This is a genomic window from Pseudomonas sp. Marseille-Q0931 (assembly GCF_940789645.1).
Taxonomy (GTDB): Bacteria; Pseudomonadota; Gammaproteobacteria; order Pseudomonadales; family Pseudomonadaceae; genus Aquipseudomonas.
Window position 1 is genome coordinate 112146 of record NZ_CALNWT010000001.1, and the last position, 18195, is coordinate 130340.

The 18195-nt window shown below is 63.7% G+C and carries 18 protein-coding genes; 13 read left to right on the forward strand and 5 right to left on the reverse strand.

What is annotated here, in order from left to right; translation table 11 throughout:
• The first annotated feature begins 2 nt into the window (after positions 1 to 2).
• The 11 genes from P3C50_RS00585 (at position 3) to pdxJ (ending at position 9800) form a co-directional block, all read left to right on the forward strand.
• Positions 3 to 575 carry a sigma-E factor negative regulatory protein gene (locus tag P3C50_RS00585; protein ID WP_197856042.1) on the forward strand — a complete coding sequence of 191 codons (573 nt, stop codon included), beginning with the start codon at positions 3 to 5 and terminating at the stop codon, positions 573 to 575.
• Positions 576 to 595: 20 nt separating this feature from the next.
• Positions 596 to 1543 (forward strand): MucB/RseB C-terminal domain-containing protein, encoded by a 948-nt coding sequence (locus P3C50_RS00590; protein WP_197856041.1) that lies wholly within the window; start codon positions 596 to 598, stop codon positions 1541 to 1543.
• A complete protein-coding gene (locus P3C50_RS00595) occupies positions 1540 to 1995 on the forward strand; it encodes a SoxR reducing system RseC family protein (RefSeq protein WP_275544491.1) in 456 nt (151 codons plus the stop codon). Before P3C50_RS00590 ends, P3C50_RS00595 begins: the two co-directional genes overlap by 4 nt.
• 35 nt (positions 1996 to 2030) lie before the next feature.
• A complete protein-coding gene (locus P3C50_RS00600; RefSeq protein ID WP_275544492.1) occupies positions 2031 to 3455 on the forward strand; it encodes a DegQ family serine endoprotease in 1425 nt (474 codons plus the stop codon).
• A gap of 151 nt (positions 3456 to 3606) precedes the next feature.
• The gene (gene lepA / locus P3C50_RS00605) at positions 3607 to 5406 is read left to right on the forward strand and encodes a translation elongation factor 4 (RefSeq protein ID WP_197856038.1); all 1800 of its coding nucleotides are present in this window, start codon (positions 3607 to 3609) and stop codon (positions 5404 to 5406) included.
• Positions 5407 to 5412: 6 nt separating this feature from the next.
• Entirely contained in the window at positions 5413 to 6267 is an 855-nt protein-coding gene (gene lepB / locus P3C50_RS00610) for a signal peptidase I (RefSeq protein ID WP_275544493.1), read from the forward strand.
• A gap of 88 nt (positions 6268 to 6355) precedes the next feature.
• Positions 6356 to 6733 (forward strand): DUF4845 domain-containing protein, encoded by a 378-nt coding sequence (locus P3C50_RS00615; RefSeq protein WP_275544494.1) that lies wholly within the window; start codon positions 6356 to 6358, stop codon positions 6731 to 6733.
• Positions 6730 to 7419 carry a ribonuclease III gene (gene rnc / locus P3C50_RS00620; protein WP_013714666.1) on the forward strand — a complete coding sequence of 230 codons (690 nt, stop codon included), beginning with the start codon at positions 6730 to 6732 and terminating at the stop codon, positions 7417 to 7419. Before P3C50_RS00615 ends, rnc begins: the two co-directional genes overlap by 4 nt.
• On the forward strand, positions 7406 to 8311 hold the full coding sequence (gene era / locus P3C50_RS00625; protein WP_197856035.1) for a GTPase Era: 906 nt from the start codon (positions 7406 to 7408) through the stop codon (positions 8309 to 8311). Before rnc ends, era begins: the two co-directional genes overlap by 14 nt.
• A 60-nt stretch (positions 8312 to 8371) precedes the next feature.
• The gene (gene recO / locus P3C50_RS00630; RefSeq protein ID WP_197856034.1) at positions 8372 to 9061 is read left to right on the forward strand and encodes a DNA repair protein RecO; all 690 of its coding nucleotides are present in this window, start codon (positions 8372 to 8374) and stop codon (positions 9059 to 9061) included.
• On the forward strand, positions 9054 to 9800 hold the full coding sequence (gene pdxJ, locus P3C50_RS00635; RefSeq protein WP_197856033.1) for a pyridoxine 5'-phosphate synthase: 747 nt from the start codon (positions 9054 to 9056) through the stop codon (positions 9798 to 9800). The genes recO and pdxJ overlap by 8 nt, the downstream gene beginning before the upstream one ends.
• Positions 9801 to 9940: 140 nt before the next feature.
• On the opposite strand, the gene P3C50_RS00640 is transcribed toward pdxJ, so the two are convergent.
• On the reverse strand, positions 9941 to 10828 hold the full coding sequence (locus P3C50_RS00640; protein WP_275544495.1) for a LysR substrate-binding domain-containing protein: 888 nt from the start codon (positions 10826 to 10828) through the stop codon (positions 9941 to 9943).
• 115 nt (positions 10829 to 10943) lie between these two features.
• Between P3C50_RS00640 and P3C50_RS00645 the strand changes: the two genes are divergently transcribed.
• On the forward strand, positions 10944 to 11204 hold the full coding sequence (locus P3C50_RS00645) for a hypothetical protein (RefSeq protein ID WP_197856031.1): 261 nt from the start codon (positions 10944 to 10946) through the stop codon (positions 11202 to 11204).
• Between the two features lie 62 nt (positions 11205 to 11266).
• On the opposite strand, the gene cmoB is transcribed toward P3C50_RS00645, so the two are convergent.
• From cmoB to P3C50_RS00660, 3 genes are all read right to left on the reverse strand, one after another.
• Positions 11267 to 12235 (reverse strand): tRNA 5-methoxyuridine(34)/uridine 5-oxyacetic acid(34) synthase CmoB, encoded by a 969-nt coding sequence (gene cmoB / locus P3C50_RS00650; RefSeq protein WP_275544496.1) that lies wholly within the window; start codon positions 12233 to 12235, stop codon positions 11267 to 11269.
• Positions 12232 to 12975, reverse strand: a complete 744-nt coding sequence (gene cmoA / locus P3C50_RS00655; protein ID WP_275544497.1) for a carboxy-S-adenosyl-L-methionine synthase CmoA — start codon at positions 12973 to 12975, stop codon at positions 12232 to 12234. Before cmoA ends, cmoB begins: the two co-directional genes overlap by 4 nt.
• Before the next feature lie 188 nt (positions 12976 to 13163).
• Positions 13164 to 13802, reverse strand: a complete 639-nt coding sequence (locus tag P3C50_RS00660) for a lysoplasmalogenase (RefSeq protein ID WP_275544498.1) — start codon at positions 13800 to 13802, stop codon at positions 13164 to 13166.
• A gap of 152 nt (positions 13803 to 13954) precedes the next feature.
• Here P3C50_RS00660 and P3C50_RS00665 point away from each other — a divergent pair, with 152 nt between their 5' ends.
• Complete coding sequence (locus tag P3C50_RS00665; protein WP_275544499.1) at positions 13955 to 15187, forward strand: RNA polymerase sigma factor; 1233 nt, start codon at positions 13955 to 13957, stop codon at positions 15185 to 15187.
• 80 nt (positions 15188 to 15267) lie between these two features.
• Here P3C50_RS00665 and rapA read toward each other — a convergent pair whose 3' ends face one another.
• Positions 15268 to 18111, reverse strand: coding sequence for an RNA polymerase-associated protein RapA (rapA, locus tag P3C50_RS00670; protein WP_275544500.1), 2844 nt, complete (start codon positions 18109 to 18111; stop codon positions 15268 to 15270).
• Positions 18112 to 18195: the final 84 nt, after the last annotated feature.

Consider the following 18195-nt stretch of genomic DNA (forward strand, 5'->3'; position numbering starts at 1 on the left):
CCATGAGTCGTGAAACCCTGCAGGAATCGCTGTCCGCGGTGATGGATAACGAAGCGGACGAACTGGAACTGCGGCGAGTGCTCGCAGCCAGCGAAGATGGTGAACTACGTGGTACCTGGTCGCGTTACCAGGTCGCCCGTGCAGCCATGCACCGTGAGTTGCTGGTACCGCAGCTGGACATCGCATCGGCGGTTTCCGCTGCATTGGCCGACGAAGCCATTCCGGCGCGTAAGGCGCCGATCTGGCGCAGCATCGGGCGAGTAGCCGTGGCGGCATCGGTGACCGTTGCTGTGCTGGCTGGGGTGCGCTTTTACAATCAGGATGACCTGACGGGCGCTCAACTGGCCCAACAGGATGCTTCTCCGGTACTCTCGGTACCGCAGGTGCAAGGTCCTGCGCTGCTCGCTGGCTACAACAGCAGCGAAGAGGCCGGCGAACCTGCCCAGGCCGGTACCGCCAGCTGGCACGAGCAGCGCCTGCCGAACTATCTGCGTCAACACGCACAGGAAGCGGTGATGGGTACCGGTGAAACCGCTCTGCCTTATGCTCGTGCTGCGAGTCTGGAAAACCGCTAAGCGCCTAAGTAAGGAGTCACATGCGCGCTATTCCCCTCTGCCTGCTCGGTGGTCTGCTGGCATTGCCGGTGCAGGCCGCCGAGGTACAGGACTTGCTCGGACGCCTTGCTGCGGCAGAGCGTGAGCAAAGCTTTCAGGGTACGTTCATCTACGAACGTAATGGTAGTTTCTCCACTCACGCCGTATGGCATCGAGTGGAGGAGGGGGGGCAAGTTCGCGAGCGCCTTCTGCAACTCGACGGCCCTGCGCAGGAAGTGCTCAAGGTCGATGGTCAGGCTCAGTGCGTCACCGGCGCACTGGCTGACCAGGTTAGCGAAGGGCAGGCCTGGCCTGCCCGTCAGCTGGATGCCGAGCAATTGAGCAACTGGTATGACATTCGTGTCGCCGGCCAGTCGCGCATTGCCAACCGTGCAGCGGATGTTCTGGTGCTGGAGCCCAAGGATCAGCACCGTTACGGCTTCGAGCTGTACCTCGACCGTGAAACCGGTCTGCCACTCAAGTCCCTGTTGCTTAACGAGCGTGGCCAGCTTCTGGAGCGCTTCCAGTTCGCCCAGTTGGACACTTCCGTGCCGGTGGAAAATGCCCTGCAGCCGAGTTCGGGTTGTCGGCCGGTGAGTTTCCGTGCTTCCGACAGCATGGCCGAGGGAAGCTGGCGTTCGGACTGGTTGCCACCGGGCTTTACCCTGACTACTGCGCAGTTGCGTCGTGATCCGGCCTCCGCTGATGCTGTCGCCTACCTGTTGTATGGCGATGGCTTGGCGCGTTTCTCGGTTTTCCTCGAGCGCCTCAATGGTGATGTGGTGGAAGACGCGCGCAGCCAGCTGGGCCCGACCGTTGCGGTATCGCGACGGATGAGCACGGATGCCGGTGACGTGATGGTTACCGTGGTCGGTGAGATTCCTTTAGGAACCGCCGAACGTATCGCTCTGTCCATGCGCGCCGGAGTGCCTGAACAGGCGAGCCAATGATTGAAGAGCAGGGGCGTGTAGTGGCGCTCGAGCCCGGCGCTGTCTGGGTCGAGACGCTGCGCAAGAGTACCTGCTCGAGTTGTTCGGCCAGTGCGGCCTGTGGCCAGGGGTTGATGGATCGCCTGGGTGTCGGCCGGCAACGTGGATATGTGCGTGCTCTCAGTCAAATGCCGCTGGCGATTGGCGACACCGTGATCATTGGTGTGCGCGAAGATCTGCTGGTGCGCAGTTCTCTTCTGGTTTATCTGCTTCCACTTCTGGGCTTGTTCGCCGCTGCGCTGTTGGCGGACGGCCTGGGCCTGTCCGAGCCTCTGGTGATTCTTGTCGGCCTGATCGGCCTGTCCGCCAGTTGGCTGTTGGTTCGCTGGCGCGCTGCTCGCGTTGCCGGGGACCCTTTATTGCAACCCGTTGTCCTGCGAACGCTGCTGGTGCCTGTGCCAGCGGCGGGTTGAGTGTGTTCGAGTTTTACATGGGGAGTCGTAGTTCGATGAGAAAACTCAAGTCCTTTGCGCCGCTGCTGGCGGTTGCCTTGCTCTGGGGGCAGAGCTTGTTGGCTCAGGCCAGCCTGCCTGACTTTACCGATCTGGTCGAGGAAGCTTCGCCTGCGGTGGTCAACATCAGTACTCGGCAGAAAATGCCGGAACGTGGCGTTGCCGGTCAGCCGGGGCTGCCTGATCTCGAAGGTTTGCCGCCGATGTTCCGCGAGTTCTTCGAGCGCAGCATCCCGCAGGTGCCGCGCAACCCTGGCGGTCGCCAGCGTGAGGCTCAGTCGCTGGGCTCCGGTTTCATCATTTCGCCGGACGGCTACATCATGACCAACAATCATGTGGTCGCCGATGCCGACGAGATCATCGTGCGTTTGTCCGATCGCAGCGAGCTCGAAGCCAAGCTGATTGGCGCCGATCCGCGCAGCGACGTCGCGTTGCTCAAGGTCGAAGGCAAGGATCTGCCTGTGGTGCGCCTGGGCAAGGCCGACGACCTGAAGGTCGGTGAGTGGGTGCTGGCCATCGGTTCGCCGTTCGGTTTCGACCATTCGGTAACGGCCGGTATCGTCAGCGCCAAGGGCCGCAACCTGCCGAGCGACAGTTACGTACCGTTCATCCAGACCGACGTGGCGATCAACCCGGGCAACTCCGGCGGTCCGCTGTTTAACCTGCAGGGCGAGGTGGTGGGTATCAACTCGCAGATTTTCACCCGCTCCGGCGGCTTCATGGGTCTGTCCTTCGCCATACCGATGGAAGTGGCCATGCAGGTCTCCGATCAGCTCAAGGCTGACGGCAAGGTCACGCGCGGCTGGCTCGGCGTGGTTATTCAGGAAGTCAATAAGGATCTGGCCGAATCCTTCGGTCTGGAAAAACCGGCCGGCGCGCTGGTCGCCCAGGTGCTCGAAGACGGCCCGGCAGACAAGGGTGGCCTGCAGGTGGGCGACGTGATTCTCAGCCTCAACGGCAAGGCGATCATTATGTCGGCCGACCTGCCGCATCTGGTCGGCGGGCTGAAGCCGGGCGAGAAGGCCGAGCTGGACGTGGTACGTGATGGTTCGCGCAAAAAGCTCAACGTCACGGTCGGTACGCTGCCGGAAGAAGGGCAGGAGCTGGCCTCGTCGGGTTCGGCGCAGGGTGGCGAGCGCAGCAACAATCGTCTGGGCGTGACCGTCGTCGAGCTGACTGCCGAGCAGAAGAAAGGCCTCGACCTCAAGGGCGGCGTAGTGGTCAGGGAGGTGCTCAACGGCCCGGCGGCCATGATCGGCCTGCGCCCGGGTGACGTGATCACGCACCTGAACAACCAGGCCATCGACTCCACCAGCACCTTCACCCAGGTGGCCCAGGAGCTGCCGAAGAATCGTTCGGTGTCCATGCGTGTGCTGCGCCAGGGGCGTGCCAGCTTCATTACCTTCAAGCTGGCCGAGTAATCCGGGCAATGCTTAAGAAGGGCGCTTTCGAGCGCCCTTCTTCGTGTCTGCACCGGTGTTGTGCAGACGTGACGCGGTCGCGCGGGATCAGGTACAATCCGCGGCTATTTTCGGCAAGCGTCTTGCCTGTGCCTTCTTCGAGTGTTGATCCGTGAGTGACCTGAGTCATATCCGCAATTTTTCCATCATCGCCCACATCGACCACGGCAAGTCGACCCTGGCTGACCGTTTCATCCAGCTGTGCGGCGGCCTCACCGCGCGTGAAATGGAGGCTCAGGTTCTGGACTCCATGGATCTGGAGCGTGAGCGCGGCATCACCATCAAGGCCCATAGCGTCACGCTTCATTACAAGGCGCAGGACGGCAAGATCTACCAGCTGAACTTCATCGATACGCCCGGCCATGTCGACTTCACTTATGAAGTCAGCCGCTCGCTGGCCGCGTGCGAGGGCGCGCTGCTGGTGGTCGATGCCGGCCAGGGCGTCGAGGCGCAGTCGGTCGCCAACTGCTACACCGCCATCGAGCAGGGCCTGGAAGTGATGCCCGTGCTAAACAAGATGGACCTGCCCCAGGCCGATCCGGATCGCGTCAAGGACGAGATCGAGAAGATCATCGGCATCGACGCCAGCGAGGCCGTGGCCTGCAGTGCCAAGAGCGGCATGGGCGTGGACGAGGTGCTCGAACGCCTGGTGCAGACCATCCCTGCGCCGGAAGGCGAGATCGATGCTCCGCTGCAGGCGCTGATCATCGATTCCTGGTTCGACAATTACCTTGGCGTGGTCTCGCTGGTGCGCGTGCGCCAGGGCCGCGTCAAGAAAGGCGACAAGATTCTGGTCAAGTCCACCGGCAAGGTGCACCTGGTCGACAGCGTCGGTGTCTTCACCCCGAAACACACCGCCACCGCTGATCTCAAGGCCGGTGAAGTGGGCTTCATCATCGCCAGCATCAAGGACATTCACGGCGCGCCGGTCGGCGACACCCTGACCCTGTCCTCGACCCCCGAGGTCGCAGTGCTGCCGGGCTTCAAGAAGATCCAGCCGCAGGTATACGCCGGCCTGTTCCCGGTCAGCTCCGACGATTTTGAGGACTTCCGCGATGCCCTGCAGAAGCTCACCCTCAACGACTCGTCGCTGCAGTACGCGCCGGAAAGCTCCGACGCCCTGGGCTTCGGCTTCCGTTGCGGCTTCCTCGGCATGCTGCACATGGAGATCATCCAGGAGCGCCTGGAGCGCGAGTACGACCTGGACCTGATCACCACGGCGCCGAGCGTGATCTATGAGCTTGAACTCAAGACCGGTGAAACCATCACCGTCGACAACCCGTCCAAGCTGCCGGACGTCTCGACGGTCGCCGACTTCCGCGAGCCGATCGTCACCGCGACTATTCTGGTGCCGCAGGAGCACCTGGGTAACGTCATCACGCTGTGCATCGAGAAGCGTGGCGTGCAGCGCGACATGCAATTCCTCGGTTCGCAGGTTCAGGTTCGCTACGACCTGCCGATGAATGAGGTGGTGCTGGACTTCTTCGATCGTCTGAAGTCGACCAGCCGGGGTTATGCGTCGCTGGACTATCATTTCGACCGCTACCAGTCTGCCAACCTGGTCAAGCTGGACGTGCTGATCAACGGCGATAAGGTCGATGCCCTGGCCTTGATCGTTCACCGCGACAACGCGGCTTACAAGGGCCGTGCGTTGACCGAGAAGATGAAGGAACTGATTCCTCGGCAGATGTTCGACGTGGCGATCCAGGCAGCCATTGGTGGTCAGATCATCGCGCGGACCACTGTCAAGGCGCTCAGAAAGAACGTATTGGCCAAATGTTACGGTGGCGACGTGAGCCGTAAGAAGAAGCTGCTCGAGAAGCAGAAGGCCGGTAAGAAACGCATGAAGCAGGTCGGTAACGTGGAGATCCCACAGGAAGCCTTCCTCGCTGTGCTCAGGTTGGATAGCTAAGGCTCTATGTCGATCAATTTCCCGCTCCTGTTGGTTATCGCGGTCGCCGTTTGCGGCTTCCTGGCCCTGGTCGATCTGATTCTGCTGGCTCCGCGCCGCCGTGCGGCGATTGCGGCGTACCAGGGGCGGGTCGACGATCCTGACGACAGGGTGCTGGAACGCCTGAGCAAGGAGCCCTTGCTGGTCGAGTACGGCAAATCCTTCTTCCCGGTGCTGGCCATCGTGCTGGTGCTGCGCTCGTTTCTGGTCGAACCGTTCCAGATTCCTTCGGGGTCGATGAAACCGACCCTGGAAGTGGGCGATTTCATCCTGGTCAACAAGTTCGCCTACGGCATTCGCCTGCCGGTGATCGACGAGAAGATCATCGAGGTGGACAACCCGCAGCGCGGCGATGTGATGGTGTTCCGCTATCCCAGCGACCCGACCATCAACTACATCAAGCGCGTCGTAGGGTTGCCGGGCGACCAGATCGAGTACACCCAGGGCAAGCGACTGCTGGTCAATGGTGAGCCGGTGGCCGAGAAGCTGATCGGTGAGGAGCCGGGCAGCCTGGGCGGTGCAATGCTCTATGAAGAGCGTCTGGGCCAGATCGAGCACACCATCCGCAAGGAAATGACCCGCATGCGCCGTGAGCCCGGCGGCCAATGGGTAGTGCCGCAAGGGCACTACTTCATGATGGGCGACAACCGTGACAACTCCAACGACAGCCGCTACTGGCGTGATCGTCATATCCCGCAGGAGCTGTGGGGCATGGTCCCGGACGACCATATCGTCGGCAAGGCCTTCGCCATCTGGATGAGCTGGCCTGAGCCCAAGACCGGAAATCTGCCCAACTTCTCCCGAGTCGGCCTGATTCATTGAGCACTGGCGCGCTGTTCAATACAGCGTCACAGGCTATAAAGAGTTTAGCCGTCAGGCTTTCCAACAAGACCGTCTATTGGGGACATACATGACTTTCGCGCGCTCGCAGCAGGGGCTTTCCATTCTGGGTTGGCTGGTGGTTCTGGCCGTGGTGGCATTCTTTGCCAGCACGGCGTTCAAGGTGCTGCCGCATTACATGGACTATATGTCCATGGAGAAGATCATCACCTCGGTGGAAACCGACAAGGCGGCGGACGTGCGCACCGTCGGTGAGTTTTATAATCATGTGAGCAAGGGCATGCAGGTCAACAACATTCGTGACCTGAACATGCGCGACGCTCTGCAGGTCAAGGTGGAGAACAACGAGTTCCAGGTCCACCTCAAGTATGAAAAACGCGAGCCGCTGATCGAGAACCTCGATCTGGTGGTGAATTTCGACAAAGAATTTCGTGTACGGATGCCGTGAGTCCCAATCTGTCCCGCCTCGAGCGCAAGCTCGGCTATAGCTTCAAGGATCAGGACCTGATGGTTCTGGCCCTGACCCATCGCAGTTTCGCCGGCCGCAACAATGAGCGGCTGGAATTTCTCGGTGATGCCATTCTCAATTTCGTAGCCGGTGAGGCGCTGTTCGAGCGCTTCCCGCAGGCCCGCGAAGGCCAGCTGTCGCGCCTGCGCGCTCGCCTAGTCAAGGGCGAAACGCTGGCCGTGCTGGCCCGCGGTTTCGAACTGGGCGAATACCTGCGCCTGGGTTCCGGTGAGCTGAAGAGCGGCGGTTTCCGCCGTGAGTCGATCCTGGCCGATGCCCTGGAGGCGCTGATCGGCGCCATCTATCTGGACGCCGGCATGGAAGCGGCGCGCGAGCGCGTGCTGGACTGGCTGACCGGTGAGCTGGACGGCCTGACGCTGGTCGACACCAACAAGGATCCGAAAACGCGCCTGCAGGAATTTTTGCAATCGCGTGCCTGCGAACTGCCTCGTTACGAGGTGGTGGACGTTCAGGGCGAGCCGCACTGCCGTACCTTCATGGTCGAGTGCCAGGTGGCCCTGCTCAATGAAAAGACCCTGGGCCAGGGCGGCAGCCGGCGTATCGCCGAGCAGGTCGCTGCGGCTGCGGCGCTGATCGCCCTCGGGGTGGAGAATGGCAATGACTGATGCACCTATGACCCGCTGCGGCTACGTCGCCATCGTCGGCCGGCCCAATGTGGGCAAGTCGACGCTGCTCAACCACATCCTCGGGCAAAAGCTGGCGATCACCTCGCGCAAGCCGCAGACCACCCGCCACAACATGCTCGGGATCAAGACCGAGGGTGAGGTACAGGCCGTCTACGTCGATACGCCCGGTCTGCACAAGCACAATGACAAGGCGCTCAACCGCTACATGAACCGCAGTGCGTCCACCGCGCTGAAGGACGTCGATGTGGTGGTGTTCGTGGTCGACCGCATGCGCTGGACCGACGAGGATCAGCTGGTGCTGGAGAAGGTGCAGCACGTCAAATGCCCGATCCTGCTGGCGGTGAACAAGGCCGACCGGCTGGAAGACAAGAGCGAGTTGCTGCCGCATCTGAACTGGCTGGCCGAGCAACTGCCGCAGGCCGAGATCGTGCCGATTTCCGCGCTGCAGGGACAGAACCTCGACACTCTGGAGAAGCTGGTGGGCGAGCGTCTGCCGGAGTCCGAACACTTCTACCCGGAAGACCAGATCACCGACCGCTCCAGCCGCTTCCTGGCTGCCGAGCTGATCCGCGAGAAGATCATGCGTCAGCTCGGCGCCGAGCTGCCGTACCAGATCACCGTGGAGATCGAGGAGTTCAAGCAGGAGGGTCGCATTCTGCATATCCACGGCCTGATCCTGGTGGAGCGCGACGGGCAGAAGAAGATCATCATTGGCGACAAGGGCGAGCGCATCAAGCGCATCGGCGCGGATGCGCGCAAGGACATGGAAACCATGTTCGATTCCAAGGTGATGCTCAACCTCTGGGTCAAGGTCAAAGGCGGCTGGTCCGACGACGAGCGTGCCCTGCGCTCGCTGGGCTACCTGGATTGAGCAACAGGCTGCAAGCCATAAGCTGCAAGCCACAAGCCGCTCTTGCTTGAGGCTTGAAACATGCAGCTTGCCGCTTATGTCCTGCATAGCCGTCCGTACAAGGAAAGCAGCGCTCTGGTGGATTTCTTCACCGCGCAGGGCCGTATTCGCGCAGTGCTGCGCGCAGCGCGCGGCAAGGTTGGCAGCATTGCCCGGCCTTTCGCGCCACTGGAGCTGGAGCTGCGCGGGCGCGGCGAGCTGAAGAGCGTCGGCCGTCTGGAAAGCGCCGGCATCCCGCTGCTGCTAACCGGCGAGGCGCTGTTTTCGGGGCTCTACCTCAACGAGCTGCTGATCCGCCTGCTGCCGGCCGAAGATCCGCACCCCGTGATGCTCGAACACTACGGCCTGACTCTGCAGGCGCTGGCTGCCGGCCGGCCGCTGGAGCCATTGCTGCGCGCATTCGAATGGCGCCTGCTGGACGAGCTGGGCTATGGTTTCGCCCTGGATCGCGACCAGCACGACCAGGCTATCGACCCCACCGCGCTGTATCGCTGGCAGCAGGACATCGGCCTGGTGCCGGTGGTACAACTGCAGCCCGGTGTATTTCAGGGCCGTGAGCTGCTGGCCATGGCCGAAGCCGACTGGCAGACACCGGGCGCGCTGGCTGCGGCCAAGCGCCTGATGCGCCAGGCGCTGGCACCTCATCTCGGTGGCAGGCCATTGGTCAGCCGCGAACTTTTCATGACGCTCAAGGAGTCCAAGCGTGACTGAGGCCAATCGTATTCTGCTCGGCGTGAACATCGACCACGTCGCCACCCTGCGCCAGGCTCGCGGTACGCGCTACCCGGACCCGGTCAAGGCCGCGCTGGACGCCGAGGAGGCCGGTGCCGACGGCATCACCGTGCACCTGCGCGAAGATCGTCGGCACATCCAGGATCGCGACGTTCGCGTGCTGGCTGACGTGCTGCAGACGCGAATGAACTTCGAGATGGGCGTCACCGACTTCATGCTCGGCTTCGCCGAGCAGATTCGCCCGGCGCATGTCTGCCTGGTACCGGAAACCCGCCAGGAACTGACCACCGAAGGTGGTCTGGATGTCGCCGGACAGGAAGCGCGCATTGCCGCGGCGGTCGAGCGCCTGACGCTGGCCGGTTGCGAGGTGTCGCTGTTCATCGACGCTGAGGAGCGGCAGATCGAGGCCGCCATGCGCGTCGGCGCGCCGGCCATCGAACTGCACACCGGGCGTTACGCCGATGCTCATACGGCAGAGGAGGCGGCGCAAGAACTGTCGCGTATTCGCGATGGTGTGATCTGCGGCCTCAACCACGGGCTGATCGTCAATGCCGGTCACGGCCTGCATTACCACAACGCCGAGGCCGTGGCCGCGATTCCCGGCATCAACGAACTGAACATTGGCCACGCCATCGTCGCCCATGCCTTGTTCGTTGGCTTCAAGCAGGCGGTCGCAGAGATGAAGGCGCTGATCGTGGCGGCGGCCGATCGCGGCTGACTGCCTTTCCAGAGCATTCGCGGACAAGTCCGCTCCCACGGCAGCGCAGTGCAAGCAGGCTTTGTGGGAGCGGACTTGTCCGCGAACAGCGCACACCTAAACGCATTGCGCAGGAGCGCCTTGTGCCGCGAAGCCGGCCCTCAAGCCTGGCCGGCAAAGGCTCGGATCATCTGTGTGGCAAGCGCCTCGATGGCGTCGTTGCTCTGATGACCACGAATCAACTTGATGTGGTACTCACCCAGCGCGGGCAGGCCTTGTTCCGCGCCGAGCCGACGTAACGGTGGCTTGACCAGGCTGCGCGGGAAGGGCGCGATGGCCAGGTCGGCGGTCATGGCCGCCTCCTGCCCCGCACACTGTTCGCAGGAGTAGGCGATGCGGTAGGCCACCCCTTGACGATCCAGTGCGTCGATCGCCGTCCTTCGCCAGGCGCAGCCGGGGTTAGCCAGCGCCAGTGGTAGCGGCGAGCGTTGTATGGCCAGGCCGCCATCGCGTCCGGCCCAGACCAGTTCTTCGGAATAGATCACCTCGCCGCGCGCGTCGTCCAGGCCGTCATTGCCGGCGTTGATCAGAGTCAGATCCAGTTCGCCGGCATCCAGCTTGGCCACCAGATCCACGCTGCGGCCCACATTCACTTCGACCTCCACGGCTGGATGGCTGCGGGCGAACAGGGTCAGCACGCCGGGCAGTACCCGGTCGCCGATATCGTTCGGCGTGCCAAAGCGCACGCGGCCGGTCAGCGTCGGGGTGAGAAAGCGCGCCACTGCTTCCTCGTTGAGCTTGAGCAGGCGCCTGGCGTAGCCCAGCAGTACCTCGCCCTCGGCGGTGAGTTGCACGCGCCTGGCTTCGCGGATGAACAGGCGCTGGCCGAGTGTCTCCTCGAGGCGCTTGATCTGCAGGCTGACGGCCGCCGTGCTGCGAAACACCTGGGCGGCGGTGCGGGTAAAGCTGCCGCTATCGGCGATGGCGACGAAGGTGCGCAGTACGTCGCTTTCCAGAAGCGGCAGAGAAACAGAGGCTGGCGCGTTCATGATCGTTAAATATTTCTTAATTGCCTATTTGATATTTGTCGTTTTTTTGAACGATAGGCGCGTTTCATCCTGATCGCAAGCCGGGAACAGCCGGCGGCGAAACGGAGGAAAAGACATGAACGGTTCGAGCAAGCACGATAAGCCACGCCCGCCCATGCCCGAGTTCTATATGCCGGCCATGTGGCCGCTGGATCTGCAGAACGCCATCGTCGACTGGGTGGGCGCCTGGCTCTGGCGCTGGCGGATGCGCCGCCTGCTGGCACAGGACATAGAAGGACGGATTCGCCTGGGCAGTGCCCGTGGCGTGGTGGAGCAGGGGGCGCGTGAGCCGCTGCGCTCGATCGCACAGCGGCGGGCGTGCTGGTTGCGGGGGTAGGGCGGGTGCAACCCGCCGATAGAGATCTAGGGGTTGCACCCGCCCCACTAGAGCCGCTATTTCTAAGGCTTGCGCGCGACCAGCACCGCTCGGGTCGGTGCCGGCAGGCCTTCGACGGTGCGGCTGTGGTCGGCCGGGTCGAGAAACTCGGGCAGCGACTGGAAGCGCATCCACTCGGTGGCGCGCTGTTCGTCCACAGAGGTGATGCTGACGTCGACGCAGCGCACGTCCTCGAAACCGGCGCGGCGCAGCCAGCGCTCCAGCGCCGGCACCGAGGGCAGGAACCAGACGTTGCGCATCTGCGCGTAGCGGTCCTCGGGCACCAGCACTTGCTCGGCATCGCCTTCGACCACCAGGGTTTCCAGCACCAGTTCACCGCCTTTGACCAGCGCATCCTTGAGGTCGAGCAAATGGTCGATGGGGGAGCGGCGGTGGTAAAGCACGCCCATGGAAAACACCGTATCGAAGCCCTGCAGCTTGGCCGGCAGCTCCTCGAAAGCCAGTGGCAGGTGCCATGCCGGTTGATGCGGCAGATAGCGCTTCATCGCCAGGAACTGGCAGAGGAACAGCCAGTTGGGGTCGATACCGACCACGCTGTCGGCACCCGCCCCGAGCATGCGCCACATGTAGTAGCCATTGCCGCAGCCGACGTCGAGGATGCGCTTGCCGGCCAGATCCAGATGCGGTGCGACGCGCTGCCACTTCCAGTCCGAGCGCCATTCGGTGTCGATATGCACGCCGAACAATTCGAATGGACCCTTGCGCCAGGGAATCAGCCCCTGCAGGGCCGTTTTCAACTGCGCACACGTGGCCTCGTCGCAGGCGCCGCCGAAGGCGAAGTGCTGAGCCAGTTCCACCTCACTCACCGGCAGTTCCGGCAGCGCTTGTACGGCGCCGTACCAGCGCGCCAGATCGCCGTGACCGATGGCCAGCTTGGCATCGAGCTGGCCGGGCAGATCGGCCGCCCAATCCTGCAAAGGGGTGCCGGCCAGTTGCGCCTGCAAAGCGTCGAGGTCCAGATCACGCATCATGGCAGGGCCACCAGCGAGGCGAAGTTCAGGCACTGGAACCAGGGCAGCACCTTGCTGAAGCCAGCGGCCAGCAGGCGTTCGCGATGCTGCTCGAGGCTGTCGGGCAACATCACCTTCTCGATGGCGCTGCGCTTCTGGGCGATTTCCAGTTCGCTGTAGCCGTTGGCGCGCTTGAAGGCGACATGCAGTTCGGTGAGCAGGTCGTGCTCGGCGGCGTCCTCGAAACGCAGCTTCTCCGAGAGGATCAGCGCGCCGCCCGGCAGCAGGGCCTGGCGGATGCGCTTGAGCAATTCCAGGCGGCGCTCCGGCGGGATGAACTGCAAGGTGAAGTTCAGCGTGACCAGCGAGGCCGGTTGCAGCTCCAAAGCCAGAATGTCGGCCTCGATCACCTCTACCGGCAGCAATTCCTGGAACATGGCGTCCTGCGCGTGCAGGTATTCGCTGCAGCGCGCGACCATGGCCGGGGAGTTGTCCACCGCGATCACCTTGCAGCCATCGACGCGCACATGGCGGCGCAGCGCCTGGGTCACTGCGCCGAGCGATGCGCCCAGGTCGTACAGGGTGGTGTGCGGCTGGGCAAACTGGCCGGCGAGCACACCGATGTTCTCGACGATGGTCGGGTAGCCTGGCACCGAGCGCTTGATCATGTCGGGGAAGACCCGCACCACATCCTCGTTGAAGACGAAGTCGGGCACCGCGGACAGGGGCTGGGAAAATAGACGATCGGGTTCTTGGCTCACGGCAGTCGTAACGGGTAGCTGAAAAGGCCGGCATCTTAGCAAAAAGACGGCCGCAAGCCCCCAGGCTACGAGCTGTATGTGTAGGGCAATCCTTTTACCTCCTAAGGGCTTTATTCGCGATGAAATCGCGAATAAAGCGGAGCGCCGTCCGTTCGCTCCGACACCTTTATGCGATTGCCCTGGCTGCCTCAGGCGCTATGGCGCTCGAACGCCGAAGCGGTGATGCCCCACTGGCCGAGCCAGTAGGTGAGGATGATGGCGTAAGGCGCGGCGTCGAAGCTGGCGACGAAGCGGTCGATGCCGATCAGGCTGTCGGACAGCACGAACAGTGCCGCACCGCTGGCGGCGAGCCAGGTGGAGCGTGGCTGCAGGTCAGGATGGCCAATGCGGGCCAGCGCACGCCAGAGCATCAGGCTGATCGCCGTGGCGTAGCAGGCCACTGGAATCAGCAGCTCGCCCAGTCCGCTGCTGGCCAGCACGGCGAACATCGCACCGCCGGCAATCAGTGCCAGCAGCAGGGCGGGCAAGGCGGGCTGGCGGCTGTCGGAACAATAGGCGCGCAGGTAGGCCAGGTGGCCGATCAGGAAGGCGCCAAGGCCAAACACGAACAGATCGCCAGGCCAGTCCAGCAGGAGGTCGCCGGCCAGGGAAAACAGCAGACCAATGGTGATCCAGCGGCGGTAGGTGCCGGCCGGCGCCTGGCGCAACCACAAGAGTAGGGCGATCACCGGTATGCCCTTGCTCAGCAGGCTGAGCTGAGTGTCGTCGGTGACCCGGCCGTAGAGAAATAGCGCGGCGCCCAGCAGGCCGAGCAGCAACCATTGCATGACATGACTCCCTTCATTATTGGAATGCGCGACTATGCCCAGTGGTCGAATGGCTGCCAACGCGAGAGATGCCAAATCGGGGGGCGGATCGTGCCGCCACTCGACGCCGCCAGCGGTATTGGGCAACGTATGCCTTCGTTCAGGAGAAGCGCATGTCGATATCGCCACCGGTCAGCGAACTGATCGAACGCCTATACCGCGAGGAGTCGCGCCGAGTGTTGGCGACCCTGATTCGTCTGCTCGGCGATTTCGACCTGGCCGAGGAGGCGCTGCACGAGGCGTTTCGCAGCGCGGTCGAGCAGTGGCCGAACGGCGGTTTGCCGGACAATCCACGCGCCTGGCTGGTCTCTGCCGGGCGTTTCAAGGCCATCGACAGCCTGCGTCGGCAGCGCCGCTTTCAGCCGCTGGATGAACAGGTCGAATTGCCTGACGAGAATGGCGCCTGCGAGGGCGAGCTGCTTGAAGATGATCGCCTGCGCCTGATCTTCACCTGCTGCCACCCGGCGCTGGCCAGTGATGCCCAGGTGGCCCTGACCCTACGCGAGGTGTGCGACCTCTCCACCGAGGAGATCGCCCGCGCCTTTCTCTCCAGCCCTGCGACCCTGGCCCAGCGCATCGTGCGGGCCAAGGCGAAGATTCGCGATGCGCGTATCCCTTACGAGGTGCCGGGGCGCAGCGAGCTGCCCGAGCGCCTGGATGCGGTGTTGCGGGTGATCTACCTGGTGTTCAACGAGGGCTACTTCGCCAGCTCCGGTGATTCGCTGACCCGCAGCCAGCTGTCCGACGAGGCGATTCGCCTGGGCCGTCTGCTGCTGGAGCTACTGCCCGAACCGGAAGTACAGGGGCTGCTGGCGCTGATGCTGCTGCACGAGTCGCGACGCGCTGCGCGCAGCGGCGTCGATGGTGCGGTGATTCTGCTGGAAGCTCAGGATCGCAGTCTGTGGAATCGCGAGCTGATCGCCGAAGGCGAGGCGCTGGTGTTGCAGGCGCTGCAATCGCGGCGTTTCGGCCCCTATAGCCTGCAGGCGGCGATTGCCGCGGTGCATGCCGAGGCGGCCAGTCTGGAAGAAACCGATTGGGCGCAAATCGTCGGTCTATATGACGAATTGCTGCGACTGAATCCATCACCGGTGATCGAACTCAATCGTGCCGTGGCGCTGGCCATGCGCGATGGCGAGGAGGCGGGGTTGGTGGAAATCGACCGACTGCTGGCTGCGGGCGAACTGCAGGGTTACCACCTGGCTCATGCTGCGCGGGCCGATCTGCTGCGCCGGTTGGGCCGCCGAGAGCAGGCGATTGTAGCCTACCGTCAGGCCCTGGCGCTGGCGCAACAGGGGCCGGATCGGCAGTTTTTGCAAAAAAGGCTGGATGAGCTGGGCGGGTAACGCTTTGGTCGTAGCCCGGATTGCATCCGGGCTACTTCGAGGGACTGTAAGTACGGGGCGCTGCGCAGCGCCCCCTAGGGTTAGCCCGCGACCAATACGCGAATCGCTTCCAGACGCAGGGCGGCCTTGTCGAACATCGCCAGGCTCTGCTCACGCTGCTCGCGCAGGGCCTCGATCTCGCTGTCGCGTACGCTCGGGTTGACCGCGCGCAGGGCGACCAGGCGGGCCAATTCCTCGTCCAGTTCGGCGATCAGGCGACGCTTGGCCTCACTCACGCGCTCGACATGGCGCGGCATGACCTTGGCTTCGGCGTCATTGATCTGCTTGGCCAGCACATCGCGCTGGGCCTGGATGAACTTGTTGGCGCTGGCACGCGGCACGCTTTCAAGCTGGTCGTTGAGCGTCTCGAAGCCGACCTTGGGCGCCAGGTCGTTGCCGTTGGCGTCGAGCAGACAGCGCAGCGCAGCCGGCGGCAGGAAGCGGCCGAGTTGCAGCTTGCGCGGGCCGACCACTTCGCTGACGTAGAGCAGCTCCAGCAGCACGGTGCCGGGCTTGAGCGCCTTGTTCTTGATCAGCGCCACGGCGGTGTTGCCCATCGAGCCGGACAGCACCAGGTCCATGCCGCCCTGCACCATGGGGTGTTCCCAGGTGAGGAACTGCATGTCCTCGCGGGCCAGCGCCTGCTCGCGGTCGTAGGTGACGGTCACCGCCTCGTCATCGCCCAGGGGGAAGCTGGCATCGAGCATCTTCTCGCTGGGGCGCAGGATCAGGGCGTTGTCGGAGTGGTCTTCGCTGTCGATGCCGAAGGCGTTGAACAGCTCTTCCATGTAGATCGGCAGGGTGAACTGGTCGTCCTGTTCGAGGATCGCCTCGACCAGCGCCTCGCCTTCGCCGGCGCCGCCGGAGTTCAGCTCCAGCAGGCGGTCGCGACCGCTGTGCAGTTCGCCTTCGAGGCGAATGCGTTCGGCGGTGGCTTCGTCCACCAGTTGCTGCCACTGGCCGTCGTCGGCGTTCTCCAGCATCGGCAGCAGGCGTGGGCCGAACTGATGTTGCAGGGCGTTGCCGGTGGGGCAGGTGGCGAGGAAGGCATTGAGCGCCTGGTGGTACCACTGGAACAGGCGCTCCTGCGGACTGTTCTCCAGATACGGCACGTGCAGCTGAATGCGGTGTTTCTGGCCGATACGGTCGAGACGGCCGATGCGCTGCTCAAGCAGGTCCGGGTGGGCCGGCAGGTCGAACAGCACCAGATGATGCGCGAACTGGAAGTTGCGGCCCTCGGAGCCGATTTCCGAGCAGATCAGCACCTGAGCGCCGAATTCTTCATCGGCGAAGTAGGCCGCCGCACGGTCGCGCTCGAGGATGCTCATGCCTTCATGGAACACCGTGGCCGGGATGCCGGAGCGCACGCGCAGGGCGTCTTCCAGGTCCAGCGCGGTTTCGGCGTGGGCGCAGATCACCAGCACCTTGAATTTCTTCAGCATCTTCAGGGTGTCGATCAGCCACTCGACGCGCGGGTCGATGCGCCACCAGCGTTGCTCGTCGTCGACTTCTTCCTGCGCCTGATAGCTGACTTCCGGGTACAGCTCGGCGTGCTCGCCGACCGGCAGCTCCAGGTATTCGTCCGGGCTCGGCAGCGGGTAGGGGTGCAGCTCGCGTTCGGGGAAGCCCTGTACGGCGGCGCGGGTGTTACGGAACAGCAGGCGGCCGGTGCCGTGTCGATCGAGCAGTTCGCGTACCAGGCGAGCGCGCGCTTGTTCGTCGCCGCCATCGATGGCGTCGAGCAGCTCACGGCCTTCATCGCCAAGGAAGCCGCCGATGGCATCGCGCGCTTGGGCGCTGAGCTTGCCCTGGTCGAGCAGCTCCTGCACGGCTTCGGCGACCGGGCGGTACTGGCTGCTTTCGGCGCGGAAGGCTTGCAGGTCATGGAAACGGGCCGGGTCGAGCAGGCGCAGGCGGGCGAAGTGGCTGTCCTGGCCGAGCTGTTCCGGGGTGGCGGTGAGCAGCAGCACGCCGGGGATGACCTCGGCCAGTTGCTCGACCAGCGAATATTCGGCGCTGGCCTGTTCCGGGTGCCAGACCAGGTGATGGGCTTCGTCGACCACCAGCAGGTCCCAGCCGGCAGCGAACAGCGCGTCCTGGGCTTTCTCGTCGTCCTTCAGCCACTCCAGGGCGACCAGCGCCAGCTGGCAATCCTCGAAGGGGTTGCTGGCGTCGCTCTCCATGAAGCGCTCGGCGTCGAACAGCGCGACGTCGAGGTTGAAGCGCCGGCGCATCTCCACCAGCCACTGGTGCTGCAGGTTTTCCGGGACCAGGATCAGCACGCGGCTGGCACGACCGGAAAGCAACTGGCGATGGATTACCAGGCCGGCTTCGATGGTCTTGCCCAGGCCCACTTCGTCGGCCAGCAGCACGCGCGGGGCGATGCGGTCGGCCACTTCGCGGGCGATGTGCAACTGGTGGGCGATTGGTTGGGCGCGCGCGCCACCCAGGCCCCACAGCGACGACTGCAGCAGGCGGCTGTTGTGCTCCAGGCTGTGGTAGCGCAGGGCGAACCAGGACAGCGGGTCGATCTGGCCGGCGAACAGGCGGTCGCTGGCCAGGCGGAACTGGATGAAGTTCGACAGCTGGGTTTCCGGCAGGGTGACCGGCTGATGCTGGGCATTGAGGCCGTGGTAGACCAGCAGGCCGTCGATGTCCTCGACTTCCTGTACGGTAAGCTTCCAGCCCTCGAAATGGGTGATCTCGTCACCCGGGGCGAAGCGCACACGGGTCAGCGGAGCATTGCGCGTGGCGTATTGACGGGTTTCGCCGGTGGCCGGGTAGAGCACGGTGAGCAGGCGGCCTTCCTCGGCGAGGATGGTTCCCAGACCCAATTCCGCTTCGCTGTCACTGATCCAGCGTTGCCCCGGTTGATACTGCGCCATGCCTGTCTCCCGCGTGAAAAAGCCGGCTATGGTAACGGATGCCGAACCATGGCTAAAGCGGTCGTGGCACTATCGTCGCATCCG

Coding starts and splice junctions, on each gene's coding strand:
- P3C50_RS00585 (WP_197856042.1), top strand. CDS start 3: ATGAGTCGTGAAACCCTGCAGGAATCGCTGTCCGCGGTGATGGATAAC.
- P3C50_RS00590 (WP_197856041.1), top strand. CDS start 596: ATGCGCGCTATTCCCCTCTGCCTGCTCGGTGGTCTGCTGGCATTGCCG.
- P3C50_RS00595 (WP_275544491.1), top strand. CDS start 1,540: ATGATTGAAGAGCAGGGGCGTGTAGTGGCGCTCGAGCCCGGCGCTGTC.
- P3C50_RS00600 (WP_275544492.1), top strand. CDS start 2,031: ATGAGAAAACTCAAGTCCTTTGCGCCGCTGCTGGCGGTTGCCTTGCTC.
- lepB (WP_275544493.1), top strand. CDS start 5,413: ATGTCGATCAATTTCCCGCTCCTGTTGGTTATCGCGGTCGCCGTTTGC.
- P3C50_RS00615 (WP_275544494.1), top strand. CDS start 6,356: ATGACTTTCGCGCGCTCGCAGCAGGGGCTTTCCATTCTGGGTTGGCTG.
- era (WP_197856035.1), top strand. CDS start 7,406: ATGGCAATGACTGATGCACCTATGACCCGCTGCGGCTACGTCGCCATC.
- recO (WP_197856034.1), top strand. CDS start 8,372: ATGCAGCTTGCCGCTTATGTCCTGCATAGCCGTCCGTACAAGGAAAGC.
- P3C50_RS00640 (WP_275544495.1), bottom strand. CDS start 10,828: ATGAACGCGCCAGCCTCTGTTTCTCTGCCGCTTCTGGAAAGCGACGTA.
- P3C50_RS00645 (WP_197856031.1), top strand. CDS start 10,944: ATGAACGGTTCGAGCAAGCACGATAAGCCACGCCCGCCCATGCCCGAG.
- cmoB (WP_275544496.1), bottom strand. CDS start 12,235: ATGATGCGTGATCTGGACCTCGACGCTTTGCAGGCGCAACTGGCCGGC.
- P3C50_RS00660 (WP_275544498.1), bottom strand. CDS start 13,802: ATGCAATGGTTGCTGCTCGGCCTGCTGGGCGCCGCGCTATTTCTCTAC.
- P3C50_RS00665 (WP_275544499.1), top strand. CDS start 13,955: ATGTCGATATCGCCACCGGTCAGCGAACTGATCGAACGCCTATACCGC.
- rapA (WP_275544500.1), bottom strand. CDS start 18,111: ATGGCGCAGTATCAACCGGGGCAACGCTGGATCAGTGACAGCGAAGCG.